The organism is Polaribacter sp. Z022, assembly GCF_023555495.1.
In the GTDB taxonomy this organism is placed as follows: Bacteria; Bacteroidota; Bacteroidia; order Flavobacteriales; family Flavobacteriaceae; genus Polaribacter.
On the sequence record NZ_JALCZO010000001.1, the window covers coordinates 214033 to 226475 of the forward strand.

Here is a 12443-nt window from a genome sequence, read left to right on the forward strand (position 1 = left end):
CAATTGAATAATTTTTTAAAAAATACATTTTTATTATTTGCTTTTGCAATTATAGCAAGCATTAATTCTTATGCGCAAACAAATAAAAATAACGATTCTTTATCCTCAAAAAAAGACAGTTTAAAATTAAGGTACAACTTTAAGAAAAACCAAACAGGTGGTTTATTTTTAGACTATTTAGCTAAAAAAGAAATAGTTTTTGACAAAGAGTTAAACAGGTATGTAATTATAGAAAAAATAGGTAACTATCAGTCTAGAACACCTATTTATCTTACACCAAAACAATATGCTCAATATCGTTTAAAGAGAGATATGTTGTTATACTTTAAAGACAAAGTAAGTGCAACAAACTCTAAAAGAAAAGGGGCAAAAAATGCTCAAAAAGACCTTTTACCAACCTATTATGTTAATTCAGAGTTTTTTGAAACAATTTTTGGTGGTAGTACAATTAAAGTAACACCTACAGGTAGCTTAAATTTAAAGCTAGGTTTTATCTATCAAAATACAGAAAACCCTCAATTATCAGAAGAAAATAGAAGTAGTTTTACTTTTGATTTTGATCAGCAAATTAACGCAAGTATAAAGGCTCAAGTTGGTGAACGTTTAGAGTTTACTGCAAATTATGATACACAATCTACTTTCGATTTTCAGAACTTAGTAAAAATAGATTACACACCTACAGAAGATGATATTTTACAAGGAATAGAAGCAGGTAATATTTCTATGCCAATTAAAAACTCATTAATTAATGGTGCTCAAAGTTTATTTGGTGTAAAAACACAATTAAAATTTGGTAACACAAATGTTACAGCTGTATTTTCTCAACAAAACTCAGAAAGTAAAACTGTAGTTGCAGAAGGTGGTGCTTCTATTCAAGAATTTGAATTACAAGCCACAGATTATGATAATGATAGACACTTTTTTTTAGGTCAGTATTTTATTGATAATTATGCCAATTCTCTTAAAAATTATCCTTTAATAAATAGCCAAATTAATATTACAAGAATAGAAGTTTGGATTACAAACAGAAATGCAAGTACAGAAGATTATAGAAGTATTGTAGCGTTGGCAGATATTGGAGAATCTGATACTAATGTTTTAGTAAATCAAACAGGTGCTGTAACTCCTACAAATCCACCTACTACAACAGGTGGTAACATACCTAGTAACGAATCTAACAACCTATCTTCTTTACTTACAACCACAAGTGGAATTAGAAGTATTTCTACAATAAACAGCACATTATCTCCTTTTAACATGAGTGAAGGTACAGATTATTCTGTTTTAGAAAATGCTAGAAAATTAGATGCAAGCGAATTTACACTAAACTCTCAGTTAGGTTTTATCTCTTTAAATAGAAGATTAAATGATGGTGAAGTTTTAGCTGTAGCATATGAATATACAGTTGCTGGTGGTGTAACAGGAAGCACAAAAACTTCTTTTAAAGTTGGTGAGTTTTCTAATGACGGAATTTTATCTCCACAAACATTAGCTGTAAAATTATTACGTAGTGAAATTCTTACAACAAAAAGAGACAAAACTGTAAATGGTGTTACTGTAGAAGAATCTTTTCCTACATGGCGTTTAATGATGAAAAACGTTTATGCATTGGGTGCTTTTCCATTAACACAAGATGGTTTCCTATTCGAAATTCAATATAGAGATGACCAAACAGGTATTCCTTCTAACGTTTTACAAAATGCTAAAACTGCAGGTATTCCAAATTTACCATTAATTCAAGTTTTAAAGTTAGATCAATTAGATCAAAGTCAATTTAGAGCTCCAGATGGTTTTTTCGATTATGTAGAAGGTATCACAGTTAATTCACAAAACGGTTTTGTATTTTTTCCAGAACCAGAGCCTTTTGGTAATGATTTAGTAAAACAAAACACAAATGATGTTGGTTTAGATGAAACTTTAGATGAAATTTACTTGTTTAAAGAACTTTATTTAAATACAAAAATTAACATTCAGAATAATTTTCAGAACAAAGATAAATACTATTTAAAAGGATACTTTAAATCAGAAAATTCTGGAGGTATTCCTATAGGAGCATTTAATGTACCAAGAGGTTCTGTAAAAGTTACAGCTGGTGGAAGACAATTGGTAGAAGGTGTAGACTATGTAGTAGATTATCAATTAGGACGTGTACAAATTATAGACCCAGGTTTGCAAGCTTCTGGTACACCAATTAGTGTTTCAACAGAAAACAATGCAGTATTTAATCAACAACGTAAAACATTTATGGGTGTAGATGTTGAGCATAAGTTTTCTGATAAATTTATACTTGGTGCAACAATTTTAAATGTAAATGAAAGACCAATTACACCAAAAGTAAATTTTGGATCTGATCCAATAAACAACACTATGTTTGGTGTAAATATTGATTACTCTACAGAAGTACCTTATTTTACAAAACTAGCAAACAAATTACCTTTTGTAGACACAGATGTTCCTTCTAACTTATCAGTTAGAGCAGACATGGCATATTTAATTCCAGGAACTCCTAGTGGAATAGATGTAACAGGTGCTGCAACAACTTATATAGATGATTTTGAAGCTTCTCAAATTCCTATAAGTATTTTATCTCCTTTAGATTGGTATGAGGCAAGTACACCAAAATATTTTCCTGGATTTAATGGAGAACAAACAGATTTGTCTTATAATTATCAAAGAGGAAAACTTGCATGGTATAATGTAGATCAAATTTTTTATGGAGCTGGAGAAACGCCTGCAAGTATTACTGCAGACGAACTTTCTAGAGCAGAAACAAGACAAATTAATTATAGCGAATTATTTCCTAATGTTCAATTAGATATTACTCAAAACTCTTTAATTAGAACATTAGATTTAGCTTATTTTCCTGCAGAAAGAGGTTCTTATAATTTTGATACAGGTATAAATGTAAATGCAGATGGAACATTTAAAGACCCTCAAAATAGATGGGCAGGAATTATGCGTCCGTTAACAACGAATAACTTTGATCAAGCAAATGTAGAATATATTCAGTTTTGGGTAATGGATCCTTATGAAAACTATTCTATGACTGCTGCAGAAGGTGTACCAGATGAAATAAACCCTCAAGACCCATCTAATCATGTTGGAGATTTATACATTAATTTAGGTAATGTTTCTGAAGACATTTTAAAAGATAGTCGTAAAATGTATGAAAATGGTTTACCAGAAACTGGTGGAATCTTAAATACAGACCCAACAACTTGGGGTAAAGTTCCTACAAACCCTTCTATTATTTACGCATTTAACGAAGAAGATGATGCCAGAAATAATCAAGACCTTGGTTTTGACGGTTTATCAGATGGAGATGAATTTACAAAGTATAGCACAACAATTGCTAACTTTAGTAAATTAGATCAAAACGATCCTGCTTCAGATAATTTTCAATTTTTTAGAGGTAGTGAATTAGATGCAGCAAATGCATCTATAATTTCTAGATATAAAAACTACAATAATACACAAGGTAACTCACCTACATTAAATCAATCTACAGAATCTTATCCAATTTCTTCAACAACATATCCAGATGTAGAAGACATTAACAAAGATCAAACAATGAATACTGTAGAAAGCTACTATGAATATAAAATTTCTATGAATAGAAATGATTTAGTTGTAGGTAAAAACTTTATTGTTGATGAAAAAACTACTGATGTTACTTTAGAAAACGGAGCAACTCAAAAAACAACTTGGTATCAATTTAGAGTTCCTGTTAGAAGTGGAACTTCTATAAACGGAATCTCAGATTTTAATAGCATTCGTTTTGTAAGAATGTTCTTAACCAATTTTAAAATGCCAGTTGTAATTCGTTTTGGAGAAATGGATTTAGTACGTGGAGATTGGAGACGTTACACAAAAACCTTAGATGAAACTTTAACTGAACCTATAGAATTAGATGAAAACGAATTAAAAGACTTTGAAGTTGGTGTTGTTAGTATAGAACAAAATGAAGGTAGCTACATACAACCTCCAGGTATAGAAAGAGAACGCTTACAAGGTAGTACAACAGTTCAATTACAAAACGAACAATCTGTAACACTTAAGGTTAATAACTTAGAAGCAAATAAAACAAGAGCAATTTATAAAAACATCAGTATAGATTTAAGACGTTTTAAAAACTTAAAGATGTTTATGCACCTTCAATCTAATGAAGGAGCTGTAGCAATAAATGATGATGATTTTTCTGCAATTATAAGGTTAGGTACAGATTTAGATGATAATTATTATCAAATTGAATTGCCTTTAAAAGTATCTACAAACGGAACTTCTGCTTTAGATCTTTGGCCAGAAGCAAACAACTTAGATGCATTCTTAGAAACTTTTGGAAAAGTAAAATTAGAAAGAGATAAAATAGACTTTTCTATAACAGACCTTTATACTTCTGTAGAACAAGATGCAAATTTACCATATACAATCTCTGTAAAAGGAAATCCAACTTTAGCACAACTAAAAACGATTGTTTTAGGAATTAAAAATAAAACTACAGCACCAATAAGTGGTGAGGTTTGGTTTAATGAGTTACGTTCTGCAGGTTTTGACAACAAAGGTGGTTGGGCTGCAGTAGTAAATGCAGATGCAAATTTTGCAGATATAGCAAACGTATCTTTATCTGGTAGTATGTCTACTATAGGTTTTGGTAATGTAGAAGAAAGAGTAAACCAAAGAAGTTTAGATGAAACTAAACAATATGATGTTGCCACAACTGTAAACTTAGGAAAAGTATTAACTCCTAAAAAATGGGGAATTCAATTACCTATGAGCTATAGTGTTGGAGAAACTTATATAGATCCAAAATATGACCCTCAATATCAAGATGTAGAATTAGCTGATGCTTTAGGTGAAAATGATAACAGTGAGTTTTCTAGAGATTATACAAAAAGAACAAGTATTAGTTTTACAAATGTTAAAAAGAATAGAAACCCTAACTCAACTAAAAAACCTAAGTTTTACGATATAGAAAATTTAGCAGTTTCTTATGCACACAACAAGGAGTTTCAAAGAAATTATAACATTAAAAAACGTATAAACGAAACTGTAAGAGCATCTGCTTCATATAATTTTAGTTTCGATTCTAAACCATTAGAACCTTTTAAAAACTCAAAAGCATTTGAAAGCAAATATTTTAAATTAATTAAAGACATTAACTTTAATCCAATTCCTAAAACATTTGCAATTAACTCTAGCATTAATAGAAATTATAACGAACAACAATCTAGAAATTTAGTAGAAGGGTTAGCTCCTCAACCAGAATTAAAACAACGTAGATTTATGTTTGATTGGGATTACACAGTTGGTTTCGACTTAACAAAATCATTACAATTAAACTTTAACGCTACTAATAGCTACATCTACGATACTTTTGATAACAATGATGATGTACAAGTTTTTGATGATTTCTTTAATACAGGAAGAGCAAATCATTATCACCAAAAATTAAACGGAACTTATAATTTACCAATAGATAAAATTCCTTTTTTAAGTTTTATAAAAGCAGACTATGCTTACACAGCAGATTTTGATTGGCAAGCAGCACCTCAAAATACAATTAATGTAAATGGTGTTGATGTTGCTTCTGTAGATTTAATTGGTAATGTTATTCAGAATTCTAATACACACAATTTAAACACAACCATTAATTTTGATCGTTTTTACAAAGGTTTAGGTTTTGAAAAGTTATTAATGACTAAAAAACAACGTAAAAACACAAAAGGGTTAAATGGTACAGGTTTACCAAGAACTCCAGGAAGAGTTAATCAAAAGAAAAAATTATCTGTTGGAAAACAAATTTTAAAAGGCGCTTATGATATTTTAACATCAGTTAAACAAGGTAAAATAAGTTATTCTGAAAATAACGGACAATTATTACCTGGTTATACAGAAGACATTGGCTTTTTAGGAGGAGCACCAACTTCTTTTGCATTTGGTAGTCAAGTAGATATTAGAAATAGAGCTTTAGAAAATGGTTGGTTTGTTACTAGAAATCAGGGTGATGAGTATTATAGTAAAACCTTTAGTAAAACACATTACAATAAATTAGATTATACATTTACATTAAAACCTATTAAAGATTTAAATATAGATGTAAGAGGAAATAAAATTCAAACAAGAGATATTTCTCAACAATTAGATTTAATTGATGGAAACAATCAATTTGAAACTACTCCTTTCTTTGAATCTGGAAACTTTAGTACAAGTTACTCAATGCTCTCTACTGCTTTTTCAGATAGTGATGCATTATTTCAAAACTTAAGAGATTACAGAGGTGTAATATCAAACAGGTTAGCAACAGAAAACGGTGTACCAGTTTCTGGTTTTGGAGAAAATAGTCAACAAGTATTGTTACCTGCTTTTATGGCTGCATATTCTGGTAAAAGTCCAGATAAGGTAGATACTGGTTTATTTAGAGATATTCCAATTCCTAACTGGACATTACGTTATAGTGGATTAATGAAATTTAAATTCTTTAAGAAAAATTTTAGCAATTTTGTAGTATCTCATGGTTATAGATCTTCTTATACAGTTTCTAGTTTTACCAATAATTTACAACATGATAGAGAAAATCCTTATGCAAATATTAATGTAGCTAACAATTATGAACCAGAATTATTAGTATCTGCTGTTACTTTAGTTGATGAATTTTCGCCACTAATAAAATTAGATATGAAAATGAGAAATTCTTTTTCATTAAGAGGAGAAGTAAAAAGGGATAGAACATTAACAATGAATTTTAATAATAGTACTTTAACTGACATTAAAGGTACCGAATACATTTTTGGTATGGGCTATGTTTTTAAAGATGTAAAATTTAATACACGCTTTACTGGTAAAAAACAATCTTTAAAAGGCGATATAAACTTAAGGGCAGATGTATCTTTAAGAGATAATTTAACACAAATAAGATCTGTAGAAGAAGATAATAATCAAATTAGTGGTGGTCAAAAACTTTTTTCTATTAAATTTACAGCCGATTATAGATTAAGCAGTAATTTAACAGCTTCTTTTTACTACAATCACCAAACATCTAAATATGCAATATCTACCACATTCCCTAGACAAGCAATAAATGGTGGATTTAATATTATTTACAACTTAGGAGGAAATTAAAAATAACAATATATAATTATTAATAACATGAATTTACCATCAGAATTAAAATATACTAAAGATCACGAGTGGATTAAAATAGAAGACAACATTGCTACTGTAGGAATTACAGATTTTGCTCAAAGTGAATTAGGAGACATTGTTTATGTAGATGTAGACACTTTAGATGACTCTATTGAAGAAGGAGAAGTATTTGGGTCTGTAGAAGCTGTAAAAACAGTTTCAGATTTATTTATGCCTTTAACTGGTGAAGTAATAGAATTTAATGAAGAATTAGAAGACGAACCAGAATTAGTAAACTCAGATCCTTATGGAAAAGGTTGGATGATTAAAATTGAAATCTCTGATAGTTCTCAAATTAACGATTTATTAGATGCTGAAGCTTACAAAGAGCTTATTCAAGGATAACCTTTTTATCATTGCAATAGGAATTACTCTTGGTATTGCTTATTTAAGTTTAATGCAAGTACCAAAAACTCAACTATCATTTACTAGTATTGATAAAGTATATCATCTATTTGCTTATTTTACGTTAACAATCTGTTGGTTATTCTCATTTTACAAAAAACCATCAATAAAATTCAAAATAGTTATAGCGTGTATAGTTTATGGCATAATTATTGAGGTTTTGCAACACACGTTGACTAAGTATAGAACAGGTGATTTTTATGATGTGCTTGCAAATACAGTTGGAATTTTCTTAGGAATGATAGTTTTTAACCTTTTTTTAAAAAAAATTAAGGTTAATTCATACTAAGACTTGTATATAAACGAATAATTTAATTAAATTAGCGAACTATTAAAAACTCTTTACAATGGAAATTAAGAAAAACCCGAAATCAAACTTAGAAAATTATAGCAAAATTTTTATGCAAATTGGTCTAGTATTAGCACTTTTTGTAACATATGCTGCAATTGAAAAGAAAACATACGATAAAGTTATTGGTGATTTAGGTTCGGTAACAATGAATGCTGAAATGGAAGAAGAAACGGTTATTACTGAAAGAGTAGAGCCAGTAAAACCAAAAACTCCACCACCACCAGCACCGGAAAAAATTGAAATTGTAGAAGATGAAAAAGAAGTAGAAGAAACTGTAATTGAATCTACTGAAACAGATGAAACTGAAGCTGTAGAAGTTGAAGAAATTGTAGAAGTAGAAGAAGTAGAAGAAGTTGTAGAAGATGTAAGTTTCATGATTATTGAAGATGTACCTGTTTTTCCTGGTTGTAAAGGAAACAAAACTCAATTAAAAGCATGTTTCAGTAAAAAAGTACAAAAACACTTTTCTAGAAAATTTGACTCTGATTTACCAAACGAATTAGGTTTATCTGCAGGTAGAAAAAGAGTATTTATTGGTTTTAAAATTGATAGAAACGGAAATATTGTAAACGTTAACGCAAGAGCTCCACACCCAAAAATTAAAAGTGAAGTAATTAAAGTAATGAAACAATTACCAAAAATGAAACCAGGTAGACAAAGAGGTAAACCTGTAGGTGTAAAATATAGTATTCCTTTTACTTTAATTGTAGAGTAATAGAAAACAAAATATTAAAAGCGTTTAGAATTAAATTTCTAAACGCTTTTTTTTGCTATAAATTTAAACAGAATAACACTTAATTTAAATTTGATATATTTATAGTATTATAAATTTAAAAAAATAAGATTATGGCAATAATGAAGGTTATAGAAGTATTAGCTAATTCTGATAAAAGTTGGGAAGAAGCAACAAGAAAAGCAGTAAAACAAGCTTCTAAATCAGTAAAAAACATTAAATCTGTTTTTGTTCAATCTCAAAGTGCAGTAGTAAATGATGATGAAGTAACTGAGTTTAGAGTTAACTTAAAAATTACTTTCGAAGTAAACTAGCCTTAATAAACTAACTACTTAATAGCGATTTGATTTCAGAATTAAATCGTTATTTACTTTTAAATATAAATAAAATGAAAATCATTCAAATTATCTCAATAAGTGTAGTAGCAATAATACATATTTATATAGTGTATTTAGAAATGGTTTTATGGACCACTAATAAAGGAATTAAAACCTTTGGATTAAAAAGTAAAGAATTTGCTAAAGAAACTAAAGTAATGGCCGCTAACCAAGGTTTATATAATGGTTTTTTGGCTGCAGGTTTAATCTGGTCTTTAATAGTAAATAATACAGATGTTTCTTTATTCTTTTTAACTTGTGTTTTTATAGCTGGTCTCTATGGATCTTATTCAACTAAGAAAAAAAGTATTCTAATCATACAATCTATTCCAGCTTTAATAGCAATAATTTCATTATACATAAAATAACCTTTCTTTTCTTTGTTATCATATAAACTATTATTTTTGTTGCTCATATCTAACAAAAAAAATGATGGAAAAATACATTGAAAATTTAAAAAACTTAGTAATAGAATACACCCCAAAAATTTTAGTTGCCTTGGCAATTTTAATTATTGGTTTATTTGCAATAAAAATTGTAGTAAAAACATTTAGAAACATCTTAAAGAAAAGAGATGTAGATGAAACTTTACAAAAATTCTTAGGCGATTTAATTAGTTGGGCTTTAAAAATCTTATTGTTTGTTACTGTTATATCTAAATTAGGTATAGAAACTGCTTCTTTTGCTGCTATTATAGCTGCAGCTGGTTTAGCTGTTGGTTTAGCTTTACAAGGGTCTTTAGGTAATTTTGCTGGAGGTGTTTTAATTATGATTTTTAAACCATTTAAGTTAGGAGATTTAATTGAAGCTCAAGGTGAAATTGGAGTTGTAAAAGAGATTTCTATATTTACTACAAAACTTACTGGCTTATCTAATAAAGAGATTATAATTCCTAATGGAACTTTATCTAATGGAAACATTGTAAACTACACTACAGAAGGTACAAGAAGAGTAGATTTAACAATTGGTGTTTCTTATGATGCAGATATTAAACAGACAAAAGAGGTTTTAATGAATATTTTAACTGCGCATTCAAAAGTTTTAAAAGATCCTGCTCCTGCAGTTACAGTTGCAGAATTAGCAGATAGTTCTGTAAATTTTGCTGTAAGACCTTGGTGTAAAACAGAACACTATTGGGATGTATATTTTGAAGTTACAGAAACAGTAAAAATAGAACTTGATAAAGCAGGAATTGAAATTCCTTATCCACATCAAGTAAACGTTAAAAAATAGGTTTCTTTTTCTTTTCAGGAATTGCAACAAAATCTTTTAGATAAAAAGGTTCAAAATAAGCGACATCTTCGATGTCGTTTTTTTTGTACTTATTATATGACAAACGAGCCATTTGTTTAGCAGATGGAAATTTATTATCAATAAAATTAGCATTTTCATGAGTAATAACTTCTTTACACTTGTGAGCACCATCACCTAGAAAATATACTTTCCCTGCTTCTAAATAATCAGAAAACGAATTTTCATCAATAATTTCTGCTTTAATTTCTCTAATTTCAGAATAATTTTCATCAAAAACAGATGCATAAACTTCCATTCTTCTAGCATCTAACATTGATACAATAACCCCTTTTTCTACAACTATTGCATTTGCTAAAGATTCTAATGTGTTTATTGAAATTAATGGCTTGTCAAAAGCAAAACAAAGGCCTTTTGCAGCAGAAACTCCAATTCTTAAGCCAGTATAAGAACCAGGTCCTTTACTTACAGCAACAGCTTGTATTTCTTCTGTAGAAATATTTGCTTCTTTTAAAGTATCTAAAATAAAAGGGTGCAAAACTTCTGCATGAGAATAATTACCATTATTCAATTCTTTTATTGCTAAAACTTCTCCGTTTTTTGCAATACTTACAGAGCAGTTTTTTGTTGCAGTTTCTATGTTAAGGATTATTGCCAACTTATTATTTTTTATGCAAATATAAGTTATAGAAAAAAGAAAACCTCGCAAAATTGCGAGGCTTCATATAATATAAGTTTTTAAATTATTCTAAAACTAAATCTCCAGAATAAAATTGCAATACTTTAGTTTTAAAAACATAATCATATTTAGATCTAATCATTGCTCCTTGAGCGCTTACTAAACGATTTCTTACCTGATCAAAATCGAATAAAGTCATTGCTCCAAAATTATATCTTTCTTGAGCATTTTTAAAAGCTTCTTTTTGTGCTGCTAAAGAAATTTTAGCTGCTTCAAAAGTTTTTAAAGCAGATTTAACATCTAAAAAAGCTTGCTCTATTGTTTGTTTAAGTGTTAGTTTTTCACTTTCTAATCTTGTTTCAAAAATTTCTTTATTAATCTTAGATTTAGCAACTCCATTTTTGGTTTGAAAACGGTTAAAAATTGGAATACTTACATTAAAACCTAAACCATACCCTAAATTATCATTTAATTGAGTAAAGAAAGTTGTATTTGGTCCTGTTTTTAAATTATATCCGTAATTAGTGTTTAAACCTGCAGAAGCAGAAACTGTTGGTAAAAAAAAGCTTTCAGAAATTTTAATATTTAAATCTGCGTTTTCAATTGCCAATTTAGCTCTTGCAATTTCTGGCATTCTTTGTACAGATCTATCAAATACTGATGATGAGTTTTTATACAATAAATCTGATGAAGGTGTTCCTACATCTATTGGTGCAACATCAAAATTTTCAACAGGTACTTGCAATAACTGAGCTAAATTTAATAAAGCAATATCTAAAGCATTCTCTTGTGTAATTACACTTTGTAAATTAGTTGCTGCTGTAGATTGTGTATTTAAAAGCTCTCCTTTTGCAATTACACCAGAATTAAATCTATTTTCTGCTGCTTCAATTTGCTTTTTACTAATTTCATATTGAACTTTAACAGCATTTAAATTTTCTTTTGCAAACAAAACATTTAAATAACCATTTACTACAAATAAAGAGATATCGTTTTCAATTTTTTGTAAATCTAATAAACTAGATTCTACACCTAATTGTGCTTGCTTAAAAGTGTTAGTATTTCTAAAACCGTTAAATACTGTATAGCCAGCACTTAATCCTAAAGAACCTCCAAAAATACTTGTACTAACTCTATTTTGGGTTACATAATCAAAACCAGATCCAAAATTTAAATTACCACCTGTAGATGCATTTAAGTTTGGTAAAAAATTTCCTTTGGCAATTTCTACATCTTTTTTTGCTAACTCTAAGCTTAATTTATTTTGTTGAATTGAAATGTTTTTATCTAAAGCTTGATCTACACATTCTTTAAGCGTCCATTTTTTTTGAGAAAAAGTAGCTATAGATGTTAAAAGAGCTACAAACAGTATCAGTTTAGTTTTCAAAACGTATTATTTTTAGTTGATATAATATATTATTAAACTTCAAAAAAAGTAAATTTCTTTTGATAGTGACAATAAGA

The 12443-nt window shown here is 28.7% G+C and carries 9 protein-coding genes; 7 read left to right on the top strand and 2 right to left on the bottom strand.

Going from position 1 to position 12443, the window contains the following annotated elements:
* The first annotated feature begins 3 nt into the window (after positions 1–3).
* The 7 genes from sov to MPF13_RS00925 all read left to right on the top strand — a co-directional run bounded on the left by sov (position 4) and on the right by MPF13_RS00925 (position 10282).
* Positions 4–7119, top strand: coding sequence for a T9SS outer membrane translocon Sov/SprA (gene sov, locus MPF13_RS00895; RefSeq protein ID WP_249980355.1), 7116 nt, complete (start codon positions 4–6; stop codon positions 7117–7119).
* A 27-nt stretch (positions 7120–7146) separates the two neighbouring features.
* Entirely contained in the window at positions 7147–7527 is a 381-nt protein-coding gene (gene gcvH, locus MPF13_RS00900; protein WP_249980356.1) for a glycine cleavage system protein GcvH, read from the top strand.
* Positions 7493–7876 (top strand): VanZ family protein, encoded by a 384-nt coding sequence (locus tag MPF13_RS00905; RefSeq protein ID WP_249980357.1) that lies wholly within the window; start codon positions 7493–7495, stop codon positions 7874–7876. The genes gcvH and MPF13_RS00905 overlap by 35 nt, the downstream gene beginning before the upstream one ends.
* A 58-nt stretch (positions 7877–7934) precedes the next feature.
* Complete coding sequence (locus MPF13_RS00910; RefSeq protein WP_249980358.1) at positions 7935–8654, top strand: energy transducer TonB; 720 nt, start codon at positions 7935–7937, stop codon at positions 8652–8654.
* A gap of 131 nt (positions 8655–8785) precedes the next feature.
* The gene (locus MPF13_RS00915) at positions 8786–8986 is read left to right on the top strand and encodes a dodecin family protein (RefSeq protein ID WP_249980359.1); all 201 of its coding nucleotides are present in this window, start codon (positions 8786–8788) and stop codon (positions 8984–8986) included.
* A 74-nt stretch (positions 8987–9060) separates the two neighbouring features.
* Positions 9061–9417 (top strand): DUF1304 domain-containing protein, encoded by a 357-nt coding sequence (locus MPF13_RS00920; protein ID WP_249980361.1) that lies wholly within the window; start codon positions 9061–9063, stop codon positions 9415–9417.
* A gap of 64 nt (positions 9418–9481) precedes the next feature.
* Positions 9482–10282, top strand: a complete 801-nt coding sequence (locus MPF13_RS00925; RefSeq protein ID WP_249980363.1) for a mechanosensitive ion channel family protein — start codon at positions 9482–9484, stop codon at positions 10280–10282.
* Here MPF13_RS00925 and tsaB read toward each other — a convergent pair.
* Together tsaB and MPF13_RS00935 are read right to left on the bottom strand one after the other, a co-directional pair.
* On the bottom strand, positions 10272–10958 hold the full coding sequence (tsaB, locus tag MPF13_RS00930) for a tRNA (adenosine(37)-N6)-threonylcarbamoyltransferase complex dimerization subunit type 1 TsaB (RefSeq protein ID WP_249980364.1): 687 nt from the start codon (positions 10956–10958) through the stop codon (positions 10272–10274). The two genes, MPF13_RS00925 and tsaB, sit on opposite strands and share 11 nt — an antisense overlap.
* An 85-nt stretch (positions 10959–11043) precedes the next feature.
* Positions 11044–12366 (bottom strand): TolC family protein, encoded by a 1323-nt coding sequence (locus MPF13_RS00935; protein ID WP_249980365.1) that lies wholly within the window; start codon positions 12364–12366, stop codon positions 11044–11046.
* Positions 12367–12443: the final 77 nt, after the last annotated feature.

Coding starts and splice junctions, on each gene's coding strand:
- gcvH (WP_249980356.1), top strand. CDS start 7,147: ATGAATTTACCATCAGAATTAAAATATACTAAAGATCACGAGTGGATT.
- MPF13_RS00905 (WP_249980357.1), top strand. CDS start 7,493: ATGCTGAAGCTTACAAAGAGCTTATTCAAGGATAACCTTTTTATCATT.
- MPF13_RS00910 (WP_249980358.1), top strand. CDS start 7,935: ATGGAAATTAAGAAAAACCCGAAATCAAACTTAGAAAATTATAGCAAA.
- MPF13_RS00915 (WP_249980359.1), top strand. CDS start 8,786: ATGGCAATAATGAAGGTTATAGAAGTATTAGCTAATTCTGATAAAAGT.
- MPF13_RS00920 (WP_249980361.1), top strand. CDS start 9,061: ATGAAAATCATTCAAATTATCTCAATAAGTGTAGTAGCAATAATACAT.
- MPF13_RS00925 (WP_249980363.1), top strand. CDS start 9,482: ATGGAAAAATACATTGAAAATTTAAAAAACTTAGTAATAGAATACACC.